Below are 20187 nucleotides of genomic sequence, written 5' to 3'. Positions count from 1 at the left end.
ACTTTATCCCCAGCTCAATCAACATATCCACATACTTATCCACATTATCCACAATATATTGTGCCCAGTTTACACCCTAATGTGGAATCACTCACTAAACCATCCCTATTTTCCCAGTAAAAACCCTAATTCTGCCTGTTCATTCAATAAGTCTTTATTCCATTTCTATTCCGCATACTTCTAATTACTAACAGATATTTATCCCTTTCCTCATATGACTCCTTTCAACCGGTCTAAGTTGCACTCCTTCCCCGCTTATTTGTAACACGTTCCCAAATATAAAAAGCTGCTTATCCTATCCCCAAACGCAACAACAACACAACAAATCTTTATCAAAAAATATCTTGAAGAAGTATGCAAGCAAAGGTAAAATGTTCGCAACGAATGAACATATGTATTTTCTAGAAGAACATTGTCACATCGCCCATGTCAACCAGATCACAATCAAAAAAGGGGATCGATGCAATGAGACAAGGAATCTTGGAAAAATACCGTCCGTTTTTGCCAGTCACAGAGCAGACGCCCGCTTTGACTTTATATGAAGGGGAAACCCCGCTTTATCACGCGGCCCGACTCTCCCAGGAACTCGGTGTTCAACTGTACCTTAAATTTGAAGGGGCCAATCCCACCGGTTCGTTTAAAGACCGCGGCATGGTTCTGGCCATAGCCAAGGCCAAAGAAGAAGGGAGTCAGGCAGTCATGTGCGCCTCTACCGGCAACACATCCGCTTCGGCCGCTGCCTATGCCGCTAAGTTGGGGCTTGACTGTTACGTTGTGGTTCCCCATCAACATATTGCCTTAGGGAAACTATCCCAAGCTGTCATGTACGGAGCCAAAGTGTTGGCGATGGAAGGAAATTTTGATCAGGCGTTGGAGCTTGTGCGCGAAATTACTGATGAATATCCCATCACCTTGGTGAATTCCATCAACCCTTATCGCATCGAAGGGCAAAAAACGGCTGCTTTTGAAGTGTGCGACCAACTGGGACAAGCCCCGGACATCTTGGCCATCCCGGTTGGCAACGCCGGCAACATCACCGCATACTGGAAAGGCTTTAACGAATACGCCCAAGCGCGTCGCATCCAACATCTGCCTAACATGTGGGGCTTTGAAGCCGAAGGTTCCGCCGCGATCGTGCGTGGAGTGCCGATTGAAGATCCGGAAACCATCGCTACCGCCATCCGTATCGGCAATCCCGCCAGCTGGCAAACAGCCGTGGCCGCCGCAACAGAATCCAAAGGATTGATCGGCAGTGTGACAGATGAGGAAATCTTGGACGCCTACCGTATGATCGCCCGCATGGAGGGAGTGTTTTGCGAACCGGCTTCCGCCGCCTCCGTTGCCGGGGTGATAAAACAACACCGTCAAGACTGCTTGCCCGCTGGATCTACCGTTGTATGCGTCTTGACCGGAAATGGATTGAAAGATCCTACCACCGCCTTGGAATCACTCGATGTCAAACTGGAAGTCATCCCCTGTAGCAAAGAAGCGATTCTTCAGCATGTCGTCATGGAGAGGGGTCTTACGCGATGATGTCGTTCGCTCCTTTTGAAGTATCTGTTCCTTGTAGCACCGCCAATCTAGGTCCCGGGTTCGACTCAGTCGGGTTGGCGTTTAATCGTTATCTGCGTTTGCGTTTTTCGCCTGCCACCCACTTACACATTCGTGTCGTCTCCGGAGCAGGAAAGGATATTCCCCTGGATGAGAACAACCTGATCATCAACGTGATGAAACAGGCATTTGCGGAAGCCCAGACAGAACTTCCCCCCTTCACATTGGAGATCGAAAACGAAATCCCTTTGGCACGGGGACTCGGCAGTAGCGCGGCAGCCATCGTCGGCGCTTACCTGGCCGCCAACCGGATGTTAGGTGAAAAGTGGTCCAAACAGGAGTTGTTACAACGCGCCATACGGTGGGAGGGGCATCCCGACAATGTGGGGGCCTCCCTTTACGGTGGAATGGTGGTCGGCACCTGGGACGAAGAACAGGCTCACATCCTCCCTTGCCCTCCCCCTGATTTGCCGTTTTTAGCCGTCATCCCGCAACAAATGCTCTTCACCGAACAGGCTCGCCGCGTGTTGCCTGAGTCCTATTCCAAAGAAGATGCCATCCTATCAAGTAGCCGGGCCAATCTGCTGGTAGCCGCCTTGTTACAAAAACGATGGGAATTCCTTTCCGTAGCGATGAATGATTTGTTTCATCAGCCTTATCGGCTTCCGCTCGTGCCTGGATTGCAAGAAGCGATTGCAGAAGCACGGCATCACGGGGCGTATGGCGTGGCCTTGAGCGGTGCCGGGCCAACACTCTTGGCCGCCTGCGAAAACGTCCAACAAGCGGCATCCTACTTCCGGCGCTTATATGAAAAACTGGGCATCGCAATCGACCTCGTCGAGCTGTCTCCGTGCCTTTCCGGTGCCCAGGCGCGGCAACTTGATCAGACACCTTTTTAACCACATAGCGGCATTGCCGCCCAACAACCCTCACTACACACATCTAAATCATGACGCCACGGATACTTAACATCCGTGGCTTTTTCAACATTCTGCTTTGATAAGGAAAAATACACACTTTAAGAAATGAATTTCCATCACTTCTATAAAGCACCTTGGATAAAATATGCTATTTAATAATAAAATTAATTTTTAAATACATCACGAACTTCAACTGAATACCCACCCTGAGGCGAACTCACCACCTGAGAAAATCTCATCTGAATTATCTCTACAAAAACCATATAAATTAAGAACGTTACCCGCTTCATATCGCTCGCGATGGGTTCGTCTCCAACTTGATCTCCCCATTTTGATGACAAAACTATCAACTTAAAATATGAAAAGTATACTATTTGATAAAATAACTAAATAATATGTATATTTTTATGATTGTTATTTGGTGTTTTATTGTGCTTATTAACCCTGAAAAACGAGCAAATGAGGATGAAAGGTGCCGAAAATAATACATTGATACCTTAATAAGGTAAATTAAACAGGAAATATCCCTCCATATTTTGGGTGGCAGAAATAAAGGCAACACCCGGTTTTATCCCCTAAGTATCAAGGGATAGATGGGGCAACGTGCCATGGGCGAGGGATAAATAGGCTTGGACCGATTACTTAATGTAAAGTCAATTGGGCCACTACCCAAATCACGCGATGATCACTTATAACCATATAAAAAGCTCCCTGGGTTATCAGGGAGCTTATCTCCATCGCTCACTTATTTGATTGGCGTCAGATCGGACAAAACTGATTGTTGCGTGTAATCAGTGAGATAAAACCCGTAGGCGTATTTCCCTTTGGGCAATGGCTTGGTCTCCACCTGCAAACCTTGCGACACAACAAATGTTTTGCCTGCCACCATTTTGGTTTGGGCTGTCTTCTTATCATATTCTAGATACATGAGGGTCAACTTGTCTCCTGATTGGATGGGGGTCAAATTGCGGTCGGCCACGCCTGTTTCCGCGTCAATGCCGCGCCATCCACCCAACACTTCATATGATTGTCCCGATTGGTTAAACAGAACAATCAGCTCCATGTCCTCATCGTTCAATTCGGCCGGAATCGCATAAATGACATAGTTTCCTTGTTTATTCAACTCTTTCATGGGCACATACTCCCCACCCAGCGTAGGCCAAGCATTCGCCCAGCGCCCACGGATGGTTCCTGATTTGTCATCCAACCCAACTTGATCTCCCTGGATCCCCAAAAGGCGCACTTTGTCTTTTGCACCTGACACCGCTAGGCTCAGCACACCCCGCACATCCACAATGGAAGTGGCTTGCTCTTGGTTTACTTTTACTTCCACTGTGGGCCCATACCCGGCCGGAGACACCTCTTTCTTAGCCCGCGGGGTGGCGTTGTTGAATTTGATACCACTCTTCTTTTTCAACAAGTGGTTGATGTAAGAGCCTAAGAACGTCTCATAAGTGGGATTGATGTCATATTTGTCATATATATTCAGATTGCGTTTGAAATGTGTCTTGTCTTTGGACGGAAAATAGATGGAAATGCCTTTAGCTTTGGCATTTCCCGGACTGTTGAGGTTATGCTTCACCGCATTCTTGATAGCCTTGGCCACCGCAGCCGATTGTTTCGGATACCGCGCGGACAAATTAGCCGCCAGATCGGCCAAGTCAGCCATATCAGAACTGCCCTCTCCTCCCACATCCCCATAGTCCTCAGTGATGTAACGTTGCTTTGCGATCCATTTCACTTGCTCCACTTTCCCAACATCTGCATTCATCGCTTTTACCAAGTCTCTGAACGCAGTGACCACCGGGTTTAGCTTGGCCAAATCAACCACTGATAAAGTGATATCTTCCACCGTCTCTTCTGCTTGCGCCTGCTTTTTAAAGCCGTCCAAGATCACTTTTCCCAATCGGTCCCCAGTGATGGCACCATTTTTTGCAATGGCATTAGCAATGGGAGTATAGTTCCAGCCATGGCCCGGTTCCAACTCTTCAGAAGCAACCAAATATTTTCCATACGGCTGTAGCAATTGACCGATTTCCAAGCTGGCCATCAGGCAAGCATCAAATCCGATCAAGTCAAATTGGACATTTGTTTTTTTGCGGGCGGTCTCAAATGCCTGTCGCAATTCGTTCAGCCTCAGCGCGTTGTAATTGTGCAATTCATCCGCACCATACCCCTGCACCGCTCCTGAACCGTGGTTCCAAAAGACGATGGCGTACTTTTTAGCTGGATAATTTTTTACCGTCCATGTAATAAAATCGCTCAATGTGCTCGATTTCCCCATGTCCCGATTTTCCAATTTCTTTAAGAGTTGAAGCTTCCCTTTGTTGACTAACCAACGTTGATTGTATTTATTGCTGATCCCCTTTTGTCTCCATTGGTTGGAACCTCCGGTTTCTACGATCACGTTAGTTTTTTGTGTCGATCCGACTTTCATCATTTCCTGCAGATCTTTGCTTGCAAAACCGCTACCACTTTCCAAGTCAGACCCCACCATGTACACCATCAGGGTGTAGTCATCCTTTCCCGCTGCATACGTTTGTTGCGGCACAGGCGATAACGCGGTTGAAATCAAGATCAAGCTCAATGCCCAGCCGATAAACTGCACTAGGCTTCCCTCCCATATCTATCTAAATGTGGGCAGTTTGCCCTCCTTGCGTAACCAACCCATTATATTCATTACATATTACAAAACTTTTTCTAATGCTTATAGAAACTGTTGTATAAAAAGGGAAACATACCATTAATGATTGAATATCCGATTCTGCTCCGGTACCATGAGGAAAGAAACAAACTTTAATGACTCGGCAAACCCCTTTGTCCAATTTTCTGAAATTAATTGACCGATCACGGTTTACAGGAGGTGGAAACAAATGGCGACCATATTGATAGTGGAAGACGAAAGCGATTTGTCCCATCTGATCGCCCGGCATTTGCATCTGGATATGCATGACACCCTCATTGCCTCCGATGGTCAAGCGGGAATGGAGTTGTGGCAGAAGAAACAGCCTGATTTAGTGATTTTGGATTGGAACCTGCCTGATATGGAAGGAGTGGAAATCTGCCGGAAAATGCGTGAGTCTTCGGTCGTTCCCGTGATCATGCTCACCGCGCGGGGACATGAAATGGAGCGAATTTGGGGACTGGATGTCGGAGCGGATGATTATATGACAAAACCGTTTAGCATGGGGGAACTACGGGCAAGGGTGCGGTCTTTATTGCGGCGGATGGCCATGATGCACCAGCCAGGAACCTCTCCTATTCATACGCCGCAGAAATTGGACTATGGGTTCATCCAACTTGATCCGGAAAAAAGAGAAGTATCCATCGATCAACGTCTGCTTGATCTCACTCCTAAAGAATACGAGCTCCTCTACCTTTTCCTCAAGCATCCAGGACGTGTGTTCAGCCGCAAGTACTTGTTGGAGAAAGTGTGGGACATTACATATGAGGGATTCGACCGCACCGTCGACACGCACATTTCTCGTCTGCGAAGCAAATTGAAACCTTACTCTGCTTCATTACAAACTGTATGGGGAACCGGGTATAAATTCGTTGCCGACAAAAACGATTCTTGATCCAAGGAATGACCAGAGACGCAAACAGCCCGAAGGGAGGGAACCCTTTGCAGCCGAGAGGATTTAAAACAGCCACGGTCAAGCGCACGCTGATCGAAGCTTTTTGCCCTTTTATTTTGCTATATCTCATTTTAATCATATGGAATATCGATACGCTGAACGAATTAGCTATTGTCTATGTACTGACCTTCATACCTGAATTATGGATGAGCATGTGGCCTGCTTACCGCCTGCGGAGCGGGGGCAGAGGGCTGGACGGCGCGCGGAAATGGTTGAACTTCCTCTTGCCCTACTTGGGGATGGTCATCGTCACCGAATGGATCATGGAACAGCTGTTGGCCCGCTCCTCCATCTACCGGCAATACTCCGAGTTGCTCTACCAAAACCAGGAGCCGCTTGAAGATATTCTATTTGTGTTGTTTTTAGCATTTGCTATGTTTCTTACATTTCGACTCTTATTCCTGTTGCTCAATCGGCTGTGGCAATGGGCTTCCAACCGCTTAGTCAGACAGATGACATTGTCTCACATTTCGTTATTCTTGTTTCTGGTCATCCTGTTGATCTGCGTGGTTTTGTTCTACATCCTTTCTTTTTTCATTCCACAAGTGGTCCGCGGCGAGCAAGAAACGGAAAAAATGGCAACCATGGCAGCACCCATGATGAGTTCAACTCGCTTAATCGCCCAACTCCCCGAGTGGATCAAACACGTTCCGGAAACCGCTTGGGATCAGGTGATCTTCAAGTACACCACGTACAAACTGGAACGGCACTGGCGAATTTACGACAGGCAAGGCCGATTGTTAGCCTCAAACTGCCACCACAAACCATCCAAAGAACCGGCAGTTCCGCCTGTTTCCGATGAAGAAAAGAAATTTGTGAAACAAATTGTGCGCAAAGGGAAGATGGACAGCATTCCCATCAAAAGCGGGAGCATACATATGACCGGAGCACCCGTGCGCGGCGATAAAGGAACCGTCGTCGGCGTGGTGTGCCAAATCATTAAGTTTGATGATTTCTTTTATGTGGACACAGTAGTATTGGTCATGTCTCTCTTTTTATTGCTCTCTATTCCATTGATCTTGTTGACGATCGGCGTCGCTTTTCTGCTTGCGCTGCCCTTCGCCTATCTGCGTGCCAAACCGCTTACACTCCGCATCGGCGAGGTGGCGTTGGCGGCACACGCTTGGTCTACTGGCAAATTATCAGCCCGGATCAAAGACCAACAACAAGACGAATTAGGCGTGTTAAGCCAGCAACTTAATCAAGTGGCCGCCAGCCTGGAAGAAACGACGAACCATTTGGCAAAAGAGAAACGGCAAGTGGAAAATTTATTGATGGGGAAACGGGAATTTGTAGCTGATGTCTCCCATGAATTGCGGAATCCTATTGCCATCCTGCTCGGCTACTTGGAGCTACTGGATCAGCAACCGGAAGGGAATGAGCCGGTGGACATCGCCCTGTTGAAACGGGAAACCATTCGCCTAAAACAATTAATTGATGAACTGTTTTCTGCTGCGATTCAAGATGACAAACAATCACTGGAATCAACGTTGGAGATCGAAACGTGCGAGATTCCGCCTCTCTTAAAGCAATTGCACGCCGGATTTTCCCGTATCGCTTGGCAAAAAAAGAAAATCGCTATGGAATTGGATCTGGGACCAAATCTTCCACCGATCCAAGCCGATGCCAAGATTCTGGAACAAATCCTGCAAAACCTGTTGCGCAACGCTTTGCGCCACACCCCAGAAGGAGCGATGATCATGCTGTCCTGCCAGACAAACGGCACCGAATTGACAATTGAAGTGATCGATACAGGAAGCGGAATCCCCGAGGAAGATCTCCCTTACATCTTTGAGCGGTATTACAGGGGAAAATCCGGGCGCCACTCACAAGGCGCCGGACTAGGCCTCGCATTGGTCAAAAACATGGTGGAAGCCATGGGGGGTCGAGTGAAAGCGGAAAGCCGCGTGGGGGAGGGGACCGTGATCCGACTCATCTTTCCATTGAAACCGGCAAATGAAGAGGATGTAAACACACAAGCCCCCATCCAATAAACGGGTAGGTTTCTTGATTTATGCACATTTTTATAAGCTTTTGTATAACATTTGTAACAAGTTTTATATAAAATTCGTTTGTCTAGAACAGATTCACCCAGACACCTCAGTCAGCCTCTCTTACTGAGACCGCATTTTGTAAATGCGGTCTTTCTCTTTATCCGCCGCTTACCTTTCTCTGATGTGACTATGTTGTCTTGTGCTGATCTTTCCGTACATCCCTCATAAAAAAGCTCAAAATCATTCCAATCAGAGCAAATCCAGTTGCCCACCAAAAAGCGTCGTTGATTCCCATGACCGCCGCCATCTGGTTGGCTTTCCCCACCAAAAGCGAGGCGACTGTTTCCTGAGCATTAGCGATCGGCAAACCTGTCGCGCTAGCCACTTCACTCGCCTTATCATAAAAAGCCTGGCTGAACACCGGATCCATCCCATTCATTTGCTCGCCCAACTTGCCCAAGTGGAAATGGGTGCGCATCGAGAAAATGGTGGTCATCACACTGATCCCCATCGAACCGGCTATTTGCCGAAATGTATTGGACATCGCCGTTCCGTGACTGTTCAACTGTGGTGGCAACTGATTCAATCCGGCAGTCATGATCGTCATCATCAACAATGACATCCCAAACGAACGCACCATGTTGAGAATCAAAATAAAGGTATAACTCGTCTGCAACGTCAAATGGGTAAATTCATAGGTGGTGACTGTGGTGATGAACAGTCCCAACACCGCCAGGGGCCGTGGTCCAATCTTATCAAACATCGATCCCGAAATAGGGGACATAACACCCATGATGATCGCCCCCGGCAACATGAGCAGGCCGGATTCCAGGGGTGTGAAGCCGCGTAGATTCTGGAGATAGATCGGCAACAGAAACATCCCTGCGAACATCGCGATCGTGACAATCACACTGATCACCGTAGACAACGTGAACATATCGTATGTGAACACGCGAAAGTCAAGCATAGGTGTTGAGGATTTCAACTGGAACACCACAAACAAAAAGATCGAAAAAGCCCCCACCGCCAGCGATCCCACCACCAGCGGATGATCCCAATCCTTGGTACCGGCTTCGCTCAACCCATACAGCAACAAACCAAATCCGAGTGAAGAGGTAAGCGTTCCCCACAAATCGAAACGCGGTTTTTCCCGCTTGCGGGGATCACGCAACATGAAGGCCGCCAACACAATTACCAGCGTCCCTAAAGGCACCATGCCATTAAACAAAATGCGCCAACTGTAGTGTTCAATCACCCAACCGGACAATGTGGGGCCCACCGCGGGGGCGAACATCATCCCCAGACCAAAAATCCCCATGCCTTTCCCCCGTGCTTCGGGAGGAAAGACAGACAAGATAATCACCATGACCAGCGGCATCAAAATCCCACCGCCCACGGCTTGGATCAAACGCCCTAACAACATGGTCGAAAAGTTGGGGGCAATCCCGCACAACAGCGCACCTCCAGTGAAAAACACCATGGCTGCCAAAAACAGGACGCGAACTCCAAAGCGCTCAATCAAATACGCGGACAAGGGAACCAAAATCCCATTGACCAACATATATCCGGTTAACAACCATTGCGCCGTCGTCGCTTCTACATGAAACTCATTGATCAAATGCGGGATCGCCACATTGAGCAGGGTTTGGTTCAACACTGCCAAAAACATCCCCAACATTAACACCGACAACAAAGGGATATGTTGGGCAATTCCTGATTTATTTTTGTCTTCCATCGTTTCCCTCCTTTCTGCACCGTTTGGCCATATCACTTATGAATACGAATCGTCGCACTCAGGCCTGGAACCAACGAATCCGGATACCGCTCCATCTCGATCTTCACCGGAATTCGCTGTACCACTTTGGTGTAGTCACCACTGGCCGATTGTTGCGGCATCAAAGAAAACAGCGAATTGGTCGCTTTCCCAATTTGCACGACTTTCCCGTCGATTTCCGTTTCCTTTTCTGCATCGACTACAATATCTACTTCTTGCCCAATCTGTATATCTTTGATCTCTGTTTCTTCAATATTGGCTTGAATATACAGTTGACCCAAATCAACGACTTGAGCCATCACTTGACCTGGGGCTACCATTTGTCCATCGATTCCTTTGCTTTGCACAATCGTGCCTGCAATCGGAGAAACAATCTCCGTCGCCCGATTCCCTACCATTACATTGCCTAGCACTTGTCCTTTTGTGACTTGCTCTCCTTCTTTCCCTTTCCAATTCGCAAGTACGCCACTGGTCGGAGCTGCTACCGATACAATATCTCCCGCTACCCGAGCGTCTTCAGTGTCAATGAAATGGGTGGCGTTATAATAATAGTTGTATCCACCAATGCCCAATGCCACGATCACAATGAAGATTACGGCATTCAATAATAATAATCTCCCGGTTTTCAATCTGTTCACCTTCCGTTTGTAATATTTAAGAGCGCTCCAGCTTGATGCTGGCATTCACGCCTGGAATCAATTTCATTGCCACGGCTTGATCCACCGTGATTTTAACCGGCACGTACTGAACGGTTTTTCCTTCGGTTTGCTCTGATCTACCGGCCGAATCGTCGCCAGCCTTTTTGCCTATTTCTGCGACACGGCCGGTCATTGTTTGCCCTCTATCAGAGGCTAATTTGATCTCCACGGATTGCCCTAGGCGGATGTCAGTCACATCTTTTTCATCCACATAGGCCAACACATGGGTTTGGGACAAATCTGCCACCACTGCCAGGGGACGGCCAGCTGGCACCACTTGCCCCGGCACAGCATGCGTCAGCAACACCACACCAGAAATGGGTGAGGTGATAGGAGTGGCAGCAACGCCCGGTTGGGTCGCTTCTTGCATGCCCAGCCGGGCACCGCGCTCCACCCGGTCCCCAGTGTGAACCGTCCACTCCGTCAGCTTGCCAACCGCCGGCGGCACCACGGGAACGGTATCCGTCCACACTTGCGCACGATCGGTAATCACATATCGCGCTTGCTGTTGAAAGTAATACCCCCCGCCGCCAAACGCCACAAGCACAAAAGTCCATATAACCAAATGGATCGTCAGGCGTTTCATCTCACTGTTACTCCCTTGTCTATGGTTTTGCTTAGTATCTTCACAAACCGACTCAATTTCTCAGTCAACAGGAAGATATCATCCAACTCCGCATGAGGCCACATCTGACGCAACATTTGGACCTCCCTTTCCTCCAGCGCTTCTAAGCACTTTAGGCAAGCCGGGCTCAAATGAACCCGTACCACCCGCCGGTCTTTTTGATCCCGCTCGCGACACAACAATCCCCTATCCTCCAACCGGTCAACAATTTCACTAAGTGAGCTGTTGGGCATATCCAACCTTCGACTCACTTGGCCCAATGGCTGGGGACCATCTCGCTTCAACAGATGAATGATCTTCGCTTGCAACATGGTGAGGCCCATCTCTTTATATTGGTATTGCAATATCTGGTGATAAAGATAAAGGCCATCTCGATACAGTTGCACCAGTCTTAGCAGGTGCTCCCCGATCTTGCCATCGTCCATCGGTTTCCACCCTCTAAATAATCATTAGGCTTATTAATACTTCGTCTCACGAATGATTTATATACTAAAATAGATTACTGCTATTTTCAAGAATAAAATGCGAACAAATTTTTACATTTGGAAACCATCCCTCCTCCATCAAAAAAACCGCCATAACGGCGGTTTAATCCTGTAGTGGAGTGGCCCGGAAGCTTTATTGGACTTTAGTCTTTCTGCTCTTCGCATAACACCTGATGTAGGCGGTCTGGATAGTTGGTGAACATGCCCGTGACGCCCCAGCGAATCAATTTCTTCATTTCCGACGGTTCATTCACTGTATATGGATGGATTTCCAAACCGGCCTGCCGCACCTTGCTAACGTAGGCTTGGTCAATTTTGTCGTAGTTTGGCCCCACGCCTACCGCGTACCGTTTGATGTTTTTAATCTCTTCATCCGTGATTTGCGCCGTGCCCGCCGTTTCGTACCAGAGCAATTGAACCAGCGGAATTCGCGGATTGAGCTGATGCACTTTCAACAGGCTTTCCTGACTAAACGACTGAATAATCACCTTGTTCGTACGCCCGCGCCCGTTTATGAGTCCTGTCTGTTTAAGCACTCGGAGCAACTCCTCTTCCATTCCTGGATATACTTCTGGCGCTTTTGTTTCAATATAATACCGTGCGTTGCGGCCAAACCGATGAATCACTTCCTCCAAAGTAGGCACTTTCAATCCAACATAGGCAGGATTGGCCAAGGCGGGGTATTTTTCATTGAACCAAGATCCCGCATCCAGCTTTTTAATTTCCGCCAGCGTCATATCCTTAACCCAGCCGGTGCCGTTGGTAGTGCGATCCACCGTTTCATCATGCATCGCAATGAGATGGCCGTCCTTGGTCATCTGCAAGTCAATTTCAATATAATCGCCTCTCATTTTCTGGCCCAAGGCATATGCGGGAATCGTATGTTCCGGAGCATACCCGGATGCTCCCCGATGCGCAATGTTTAAGATTGAATCCGACGGATTGGGCTTCTTTGTCATGGCTTGCCCCTCCAAAGGGAGTGCGCTGATCAGGCCGACTGTCAACACTGCAATGACACCGCATTTCAGCCATCGTTTCACTTTGCTCATCTCCTTTTCGCATCCCGGGGTAACCCCCGTTCTCTCTCCCATTGTCCATCATCCCGACTTTCATCAGGAAAATTACGTATTTGATTTTTGTAAACATTTTATATAAAAAGACCGAATATTCCGTTTTATGCACCCAAACCAATTGTCTAACCAAGGTAACGCTGTAGATTGGTAATAATTCTCGGGTTAATCGCTTTTCATCAGGAGATACTTATATTAAACATGCGATGATGGAAAGACCCTAAGACATGTAGATTTCATCGTCCGCATGATTGTTTTTGGGAGGGTTATTCATATGGGTAAAACAACTGGCACAGTAAAATGGTTTAATGCTGAAAAGGGATATGGGTTCATCGAGGTTCCCGGAAATGATGATGTTTTCGTGCATTATTCCGCAATCGAGGGAGAAGGGTTCAAAACATTAGATGAAGGCCAGCGCGTCAGCTTCAACATCGTCGAAAACGACCAAGGACGGATGCAAGCTGCCAACGTAGAAAAATTATAAAAATTCCCCCTTCTCATCCATGGTTCAAAGCTGTTGGCGTTTTAGCTAACAGCTTTCCCCATCAGCCTTGATCAACAGCTGACCATTTGATCCAACAAGTCATTAGCTTCATCTTCAGTAATCCCCTTCACCAACATCATCTCGCTGATGAAGATTTGCCTTGCTTGATCCAATACTGCTTTTTCACCGCGGCTCAATGTTTTGGTCAGACTGCGGGAAGCCAATTCGCAAATTACTTCCACCCCGTCATGAATGTTGCCCGTTTTAATTTTATCCAGGAACACACGATGCCGATGATTCCACTGGGTGGATGGGTCGGAATCCGGTTTTGCTGCATTGCGCAAAATATCATCCAGTTCGCATGCATCGACAACAGCTCGGATACCCAATTCCTCTGCTTTCTCCACCGGAATCATCACTTGCATGCTTCCTGTCGTGATTTTGAGCACGTAGTAATTTTGCTTCACACCTAAAATCTCTTTTTCTTCAATTGCTTCAATCACACCTGCGCCATGCATCGGATACATGATTTTGTCACCAACCTGAAACAATGCAACCACCCCCAATTCAACGCTATGATTAATCATAGCACATCTGAGGATCGATTACAAATAAATATAATATTTTACTACGATGATTAGATATCAGTCAATAATATATGCCATTTTGTTTGTTAATCGTCAAACGACAGCAAAATTACCCTTTTTTGACCACTGATAAGATAACGATATTGTTAAACATAAGCAACATGATTGGAATAGCGGTGTAATTATGCTACCATGTGGTGGCGTAGAGACCATCTGAAGGAGCTTGTTCGCATGGACAATCATTCAAGAAAGCGCAGTCATTTGCTGTCGCCCCATCGCAAACCCATCAAGCACACCCTTTTGGAAAGCCATTATATAGAGAAACAAAAAGAAGACCCCGCCACAAAAAGGCAGAATCCTCGTACAACTCAGTTTGTTTTAATAGCGGTCTGTTCCTTGTCCCTTGTCGGTGTCGTTTGTTGGATCATCCTCCTCCAGGACAAACGGACTTCCGCCGCTTCTTACCAAGCGTCACCCTCTCCAACAGGGATGTTTATTTCTCGGAGCAAACCGAACATCGCAATAGAGCTTGACGAACAGCAATCATCCAAACCACATACGTTAGTAGCTATTGCTGGCAATGCCAACAACCAGCCTCAGCAACAGTCGACAACGGCGGACACTCCCCTACCCTTTGCTGACAATACACCGGATGGGCCCTCGGCATCTACAACACCTGACACACCGACGGAGCTGCCCAATCCACAGGAACCATCCACGCCGACCACGCCCCAGCCAGACGATCCGCCACCTGCCGGAGACAATCCCCCTGCTTGCCGGCCTTCTATTTGGAATTTGTTCCGGTGCAGAGACTGACACACATCACAACCTAAAAACGATCGGTCCTGTAAATCAGGACCGATCGTCATATAGTTGAACATCTATTAAAGACTATCTCGCAACATTAATATCTTGTCATTTATTTCAAATTTGCCGTGCTCATCTTCCAAGCATACACATCATACCCGGCTCTCAGCCAAGGAGACAGAGGAGCATCTTTTTTATCGCTGGTATGCTGGGTGATATAGACTTCCCACATGTCGACTTTCGTGACAATAGCAGAATGCTCGATGTCGCCGTCATGGTCAAAGTCGACATTCACCACATCCCCCACCGACAAGTCTTTCCAACTCTTCACCTCTTGTGCTCTCTCTTTAAAATGCTTGTAGAAGCTGTTGGCTACTCCCCAAGCGTATGAAGGTTTTGTATCGCTGTAATACCAATACGTGCCGTTTCTTCTCTCCTCAATGCCGCCTGCTTTGATCGCTTGTGACACAAAATTGGTGCAGTCTGCCCAGCAATCATAACAACCGCCGCTCACTCGGGAATAATAATTGTATTGTTCATTATTACGCTTGTTCCACCATTGGTAAGCATAATCCCTAGCCTTGATAGGATCGTACTGGTTACCGGATTTGGGGTCTTGCGGTGCTGGCTGATCAGGTTGCCCTGGTTTAGGCTCTTGCGGCACCGGTTTGTCAGACTGTTCTTCTTTGGGTTGTTGTGGTCCCGGAAATTCCAGGCCACCTTGTCCTGGCTTGTCTTTCGATGGCGGAGGCCCTTGCAACTTTTGCCCCGGCTTAATGGGAGTAACAGCGTCTAACAATGCCTTGTCTTCTTGGGTCAGCGGCACACCCATGTTGACCTTTTCCTTCATTTGCTTAATGATTTCATTCTTTTTGCTATTCTCATAGGCGTCCACTTTTTTAGCATAGTCAATCACCGCTTTCGCTTCGTCCGGGGTGAGAGACTGGATATTCGTGGCTGCCGCCACTACCATCTCGCGGAACTTGCTGTTGTTTACGTCCGGTTTCACATTGACTTTATGCTGTTTAGCCACACGGTCGATGGCTGCCAACGCTTTTTGCTCAGCCGACGGCTTTTGTTTGATCGATTTCTGGTAATAGTTCACTTTCTCCAAATGCTTTAGGTCTTCCTTGTTTGGTTTGGTCTTTTGGCTCACGGGTGCGCTTTTCTTGGCCACCTCTTGCGAAGCCGTTTCCACTACATCTACTGGGCTCAACTCGGATTCATTCGACTGGGTGGTTTTAGCCACTGGTTGTTTATTGGTCTCCTGGCCCTGTTGCGCATCAGTCGATGAACATCCGCTGGCGATCAATGCAAGAATCATAATAGAAGAAATCATGATTCTGTTCTTCACGGTGTTCCCTTCCTTCTAAGGTGTGATAAAATCATAACTTTAGAATATGATATGTTGCGCTATGATAGGGAGTTGTTTTCAAAATTGTTTTCGAATGTTTTTACTTTTTTAGAAAAAGATTTAGGAAATAGATATTGACAAATTCATTTCTCCAATATGGGAAACGGCAGATGTGGCGCCCCTTCGGCCCCAACCGGAAAGCTTCCTTTCAAAAGTGTAAGATGACTGTAATATTAAATAATGATTCTCCTAGTCTGTTCATGTTAATCTAAAATACAAAAGGAATAAAACCCTTTTTATAAAGCAAGCTTACCGAAACAACTCTCTTTCGGCAAGGTGGTATTTTTGTAAAATACAACAAAATGGGCAAATTTATAAACCGGACGGTTTGATATGGTCAGATTGGTGGTATGAGAGTATATACCTTTTGCCATTATCCGCCGGTTTGGTCCACCCCACCTCAATGCAATCCACGGTGATCCCCTCCCACCGGTAGCAAGTCCCTTTTCCAACATAAAAATTTCCCTCCCATCAACGCAAATGGGCCATGTGACCGTTTGCGCACATACCTGCTTAATCTTAAAGAGGCTACTGGCCGTTCAACATAAAGGAGAGAATGATGTGCGTATTGTGGATGGACTGACCCAGTTTTCGTTACGCAACGCAGCCATGGTTTTTTTGTTGGTTGTTCTCATCACCGCCGGCGGAGTCTATACTGCAACTCAATTAAAAATGGAGTCAATGCCCGACATTGATATCCCGGTCATCGCTGCTGTCACCGGCTATCCCGGCGCATCCCCGCAAGAAGTGGACGAAAAGGTGACCAAGCCGATTGAGCAAGCTTTGCAGGATCTGGAAGGTGTCAAAAAAGTCACTTCCATGTCTTCTGACAGTGTGTCCATGGTTGCGGTCGAATACGGTTTTCACACCGATTTGAATCAAGCCAAACAAGAGATGCAGAACGCCATCGAACAGACACGCCTGCCCAAAGAAACGACTCCGACCAGCTTTAATCGCTTTGGCTTTAACTCCAAACCGTTCATGATTTTGAGCGTCACCAGCAAAACCCAATCGATCACCGAATTGGAACAATGGGTCAAACAAACCATGACACCGGCCCTCAAACGCATTAAAGAGGTTGGTAAAGCGGAAATCCAGGGGCAAAGCTCCAAAGCGGTCTATGTCCGCTTAAAGCAAGACCAACTCAAAAAGTACAATTTGTCCGTGCAACAAGTGCAACAAGCATTGCAGGGGAACAACGTGACCATTCCCGTCGGCGATGTGCATGCGGAAGACGTCATCCGCCCTGTACAAATAGACCAGAAAATCACTTCCGTGGAACAATTGAAAAACCTGCGCATCCCCCTATATCCCAATCCACAGGAAAACCTCCAGAAATCAATGAAGCAAATCGATCAAGGGTTTCAGGGATTGGGGCAATCAGTCGGACAATTGGGCCAAGGATTAGGGCAAGTGGGCCAAGGCCTGGGACTGCTTCAGGCTCAAATGCAACTGATGCAAGCCGCCCAACAGTTGCAAGCAAAATTATTGGCTGATCAACTGGCGTTAAACGCCGCCCAGCTCTGGCTTAAACAACATCCTGAAGACGAGAAGGCCAAAGCCACCGTCGCCACATTGAAGCCAAAAGTCGACGCGGAGACCAAAACGCTGGAAAAAATGAACGACAAGCTGAAGCAACTGCAAAACCGCATGCCAAAACCTGAACAGAACACGGGCAAACTTCAGCCGGGCAAAGGACAGGCCACTCCTGCTCAGACGGCCGCTCCATCCCAATCACAAAGTCTCAAAACCATCAAGCTTTCACAAATTGCCAACGTGACGGAATCAATTGAAGATGCACCGCTGATCACGCGTGTCAACGGAAAACCCTCCGTCAACATCGAATTGCTTAAAAACCCTGATGGGAACATCGTCGATGCGGCTAACAAGGTGAAAGAAAAAACTGCCTCTCTCATGAAACAACACCCCGGTTTGGCGATCTCCGTCTTACTCGACCAATCGGCGATGGTCAAGCTTTCGATTCACACCATTATTCGCGAGGGTCTCTTGGGAGCCTTGTTTGCCATGCTTGTGATTTTGTTGTTTCTACGCAACCTGCGTACTGTGGTGATCTCCATCGTCTCCATTCCACTGTCCGTTATGGCGACATTGATTTTCCTGGATCAAGCGGATCTCACCCTAAACGTGATGACTCTGGGGGGACTCGCTGTCGCCATCGGCAGGATCGTGGATGATAGTCTGGTCGTCATCGAAAACATTCACCGCCATCGATTGCAGTCAAACGGAGAGACCGTCTCTCTCATCCAAACGGCGACCAAAGAAGTGGCCTCAGCCATCACCTCGTCGACATTTACCACTGTCATCGTCTTTATACCGCTGGGGTTCATCGATGGCGTGGTCGGCAAGCTGTTCACCCCCTTCGCTTTGACCATTGTCTTCTCTCTCTTGTGTTCGTTGGTGGTTTCCATCACGGTTGTGCCGCTGATGGCCAAATATCTGCTCAAAGGAGAGAAGCGATCGCGCCGACGCCGAAAAAAAAGCCAAGTGGTACTATTCTACCAAGCGAGTCTGGATTGGGCCTTCCAGCATAAAGCCATCATCCTCATCTCCGCTGCTGCTTTGCTTGCAGGCAGCTTGTGCTTGATCCCCGTTGTGGGCACCAGCTTCATTCCGGCAGATCAAAACCGAACCTTGCAAGTGAATCTGACATTGCCTCCTGGCACATCCCTGTCCGCAACCAACCAGAAGGCCAAAGAGATTGAAAGCCAGCTAAAGTCGCATCCCGAAGTGCAAATGGTGTCAGCTTCGATCGGCAATCTAAACAGTCCGATGGCGGGAGATACCAACCACATCTCCATGCTCGTCAACCTCCGGCCTGACACAGACACAAGCGCGATGGCCGAACGCATCCGACATAGGCTTCAGCGGCACAAAGGAAACGCCGAGCTTCAAGTGCTGGAACTAAAAAACCTTGGCCCCTCTACCAATCAGATCACCAGTGTAGTGAAAGGGGAGCGAATCTCTGACATCCAAGCCGTGGCAGCTGAATTAACCCAACGTATGAAACAGATGAAAGGGTTAACCAATGTTTCCAATAATCTCAGCGAACAAAAAAAATTGTTGAACGTGGATATTGACCAACAAAAGGCTTCCAGCGAGGGTTTGACCGCCAGCCAAGTGGCGATGTCTGTGCGCGCCTTGCTAAAAGCGGACAAAGTGAACGAAATCACACAAGGCAACCAGTCGTTGGAAATTCGGTTGGGCCTTGAAAAACCACAAATCAATCTCGTACAGAAGTTGAAAGATCTACAATTGTTAAGCCCATCCGGCAGAATGGTTAAGCTCGGTTCCATCGCCACTGTCAAAGAAATCGATGGCCCTCTCAAAATCCAAAAAGAAAACGGCCAACAGTACGCCACCATCTCCGGAGATGCTGTCACGCAAGACACCGGTGCCCTCTCCGCAGAGTTGCGCAACATCATCAGCGAAATAAAATTGCCGCCCGGAGTGGAAGTGACCATTGGCGGTGACGCCCAACAAATGAGTGATAGCTTCCAACAGATCGGCATCGCCATCGCTGGCGCGACCCTTCTTGTTTATTTGGTCATGCTGGCCACCTTTAAGGAAGCGACAACCCCGTTCACTATCCTTTTCTCCCTTCCGTTCGCGGTGATCGGCGGATTGGTCGGCTTATGGATCGCCGGCTTGCCTATCAGTGTCGCCTCTCTGATCGGCGCCTTGATGCTAATCGGAATTGTTGTTACCAATGCCATCGTGTTGCTTGACCGGGTTCATCAACAGATGGCAGACGGCTTGGAACTGGAAGACGCGTTGTTGGAAGCCGCAGGCACTCGCTTGCGCCCAATCATGATGACGGCTTGCGCCACCGTGTTTGCCTTGATTCCGGCCGGATTGGGAATTGGCGAAGGGAATGCGATCACCCAAGGCTTGTCCGTTGTGGTCATTGGAGGGCTGATCTCCTCCACTCTGCTCACGCTGTACATCGTTCCCATCATGTACTTGTTGCTTTCAAAGATCGGACGGCGCAACCCAGCCAAGCAAAACCGATCACTACACTCAAGCCTGCCCAGTGCGCAGCCGATGAACACAACCTCATAATGTGCAGGCAAATGAAGAACTTCAACGCAAAAGGAGCTTCCGACAACGGACAGCTCCTTT

Annotated in this window: 15 protein-coding genes; 7 read left to right on the top strand and 8 right to left on the bottom strand. The window is 48.1% G+C overall.

Features of this window, described 5'->3' with window-relative positions:
* Nucleotides 1-465 precede the first annotated feature (465 nt).
* Entirely contained in the window at nt 466-1533 is a 1068-nt protein-coding gene (gene thrC / locus EDC32_RS10405; RefSeq protein WP_132221977.1) for a threonine synthase, read from the top strand.
* Nucleotides 1530-2450 carry a homoserine kinase gene (gene thrB / locus EDC32_RS10400; protein WP_132221975.1) on the top strand — a complete coding sequence of 307 codons (921 nt, stop codon included), beginning with the start codon at nt 1530-1532 and terminating at the stop codon, nt 2448-2450. The genes thrC and thrB overlap by 4 nt, the downstream gene beginning before the upstream one ends.
* A gap of 766 nt (nt 2451-3216) precedes the next feature.
* Here the strand turns inward: thrB and EDC32_RS10395 are convergent.
* On the bottom strand, nt 3217-5079 hold the full coding sequence (locus tag EDC32_RS10395; RefSeq protein ID WP_132221973.1) for a clostripain-related cysteine peptidase: 1863 nt from the start codon (nt 5077-5079) through the stop codon (nt 3217-3219).
* 265 nt (nt 5080-5344) lie between these two features.
* On the opposite strand from EDC32_RS10395, the gene EDC32_RS10390 reads away from it, so the two are divergent.
* Both EDC32_RS10390 and EDC32_RS10385 read left to right on the top strand, forming a co-directional pair.
* A complete protein-coding gene (locus EDC32_RS10390) occupies nt 5345-6049 on the top strand; it encodes a response regulator transcription factor (protein ID WP_022735719.1) in 705 nt (234 codons plus the stop codon).
* A gap of 47 nt (nt 6050-6096) precedes the next feature.
* Nucleotides 6097-8103, top strand: coding sequence for a sensor histidine kinase (locus EDC32_RS10385; RefSeq protein WP_158283332.1), 2007 nt, complete (start codon nt 6097-6099; stop codon nt 8101-8103).
* A 187-nt stretch (nt 8104-8290) separates the two neighbouring features.
* Here EDC32_RS10385 and EDC32_RS10380 read toward each other — a convergent pair whose 3' ends face one another.
* The 5 genes from EDC32_RS10380 to EDC32_RS10360 form a co-directional block, all read right to left on the bottom strand.
* Nucleotides 8291-9838, bottom strand: a complete 1548-nt coding sequence (locus EDC32_RS10380) for a DHA2 family efflux MFS transporter permease subunit (RefSeq protein WP_132221969.1) — start codon at nt 9836-9838, stop codon at nt 8291-8293.
* A gap of 32 nt (nt 9839-9870) precedes the next feature.
* The gene (locus EDC32_RS10375; protein WP_246026910.1) at nt 9871-10482 is read right to left on the bottom strand and encodes a biotin/lipoyl-containing protein; all 612 of its coding nucleotides are present in this window, start codon (nt 10480-10482) and stop codon (nt 9871-9873) included.
* Between the two features lie 49 nt (nt 10483-10531).
* Nucleotides 10532-11161 carry an efflux RND transporter periplasmic adaptor subunit gene (locus EDC32_RS10370; protein ID WP_132221965.1) on the bottom strand — a complete coding sequence of 210 codons (630 nt, stop codon included), beginning with the start codon at nt 11159-11161 and terminating at the stop codon, nt 10532-10534.
* Nucleotides 11158-11625, bottom strand: a complete 468-nt coding sequence (locus EDC32_RS10365; RefSeq protein WP_132221963.1) for a MarR family winged helix-turn-helix transcriptional regulator — start codon at nt 11623-11625, stop codon at nt 11158-11160. The genes EDC32_RS10370 and EDC32_RS10365 overlap by 4 nt, the downstream gene beginning before the upstream one ends.
* Nucleotides 11626-11828: 203 nt before the next feature.
* Complete coding sequence (locus tag EDC32_RS10360) at nt 11829-12734, bottom strand: glycerophosphodiester phosphodiesterase (protein ID WP_132222064.1); 906 nt, start codon at nt 12732-12734, stop codon at nt 11829-11831.
* Between the two features lie 295 nt (nt 12735-13029).
* On the opposite strand from EDC32_RS10360, the gene EDC32_RS10355 reads away from it, so the two are divergent.
* Nucleotides 13030-13239: a cold-shock protein gene (locus EDC32_RS10355; RefSeq protein WP_022735726.1), complete on the top strand. Its 210-nt coding sequence runs from the start codon at nt 13030-13032 to the stop codon at nt 13237-13239.
* Nucleotides 13240-13310: 71 nt separating this feature from the next.
* Here EDC32_RS10355 and EDC32_RS10350 read toward each other — a convergent pair whose 3' ends face one another.
* Entirely contained in the window at nt 13311-13799 is a 489-nt protein-coding gene (locus tag EDC32_RS10350; RefSeq protein ID WP_375163187.1) for a CarD family transcriptional regulator, read from the bottom strand.
* A gap of 258 nt (nt 13800-14057) precedes the next feature.
* Here EDC32_RS10350 and EDC32_RS10345 point away from each other — a divergent pair, with 258 nt between their 5' ends.
* Nucleotides 14058-14642 (top strand): hypothetical protein, encoded by a 585-nt coding sequence (locus EDC32_RS10345; protein WP_132221961.1) that lies wholly within the window; start codon nt 14058-14060, stop codon nt 14640-14642.
* A 103-nt stretch (nt 14643-14745) separates the two neighbouring features.
* On the opposite strand, the gene EDC32_RS10340 is transcribed toward EDC32_RS10345, so the two are convergent.
* Nucleotides 14746-15987, bottom strand: coding sequence for an amidase domain-containing protein (locus EDC32_RS10340; protein ID WP_132221959.1), 1242 nt, complete (start codon nt 15985-15987; stop codon nt 14746-14748).
* A 621-nt stretch (nt 15988-16608) separates the two neighbouring features.
* Between EDC32_RS10340 and EDC32_RS10335 the strand changes: the two genes are divergently transcribed.
* Entirely contained in the window at nt 16609-20127 is a 3519-nt protein-coding gene (locus EDC32_RS10335) for an efflux RND transporter permease subunit (protein ID WP_158283331.1), read from the top strand.
* Nucleotides 20128-20187: the final 60 nt, after the last annotated feature.

The sequence above is a fragment of the Laceyella sacchari genome, assembly GCF_004343255.1.
Taxonomy (GTDB): domain Bacteria; phylum Bacillota; class Bacilli; order Thermoactinomycetales; family Thermoactinomycetaceae; genus Laceyella; species Laceyella sacchari.
This window is presented reverse-complemented; position numbering and strand designations above follow the sequence as displayed.

Excerpts from the sequence above, each read along its gene's own strand:
- thrC (WP_132221977.1), top strand. The coding sequence starts at position 466 with ATGAGACAAGGAATCTTGGAAAAATACCGTCCGTTTTTGCCAGTCACA.
- thrB (WP_132221975.1), top strand. The coding sequence starts at position 1,530 with ATGATGTCGTTCGCTCCTTTTGAAGTATCTGTTCCTTGTAGCACCGCC.
- EDC32_RS10390 (WP_022735719.1), top strand. The coding sequence starts at position 5,345 with ATGGCGACCATATTGATAGTGGAAGACGAAAGCGATTTGTCCCATCTG.
- EDC32_RS10380 (WP_132221969.1), bottom strand. The coding sequence starts at position 9,838 with ATGGAAGACAAAAATAAATCAGGAATTGCCCAACATATCCCTTTGTTG.
- EDC32_RS10370 (WP_132221965.1), bottom strand. The coding sequence starts at position 11,161 with ATGAAACGCCTGACGATCCATTTGGTTATATGGACTTTTGTGCTTGTG.
- EDC32_RS10365 (WP_132221963.1), bottom strand. The coding sequence starts at position 11,625 with ATGGACGATGGCAAGATCGGGGAGCACCTGCTAAGACTGGTGCAACTG.
- EDC32_RS10360 (WP_132222064.1), bottom strand. The coding sequence starts at position 12,734 with ATGAGCAAAGTGAAACGATGGCTGAAATGCGGTGTCATTGCAGTGTTG.
- EDC32_RS10355 (WP_022735726.1), top strand. The coding sequence starts at position 13,030 with ATGGGTAAAACAACTGGCACAGTAAAATGGTTTAATGCTGAAAAGGGA.
- EDC32_RS10345 (WP_132221961.1), top strand. The coding sequence starts at position 14,058 with ATGGACAATCATTCAAGAAAGCGCAGTCATTTGCTGTCGCCCCATCGC.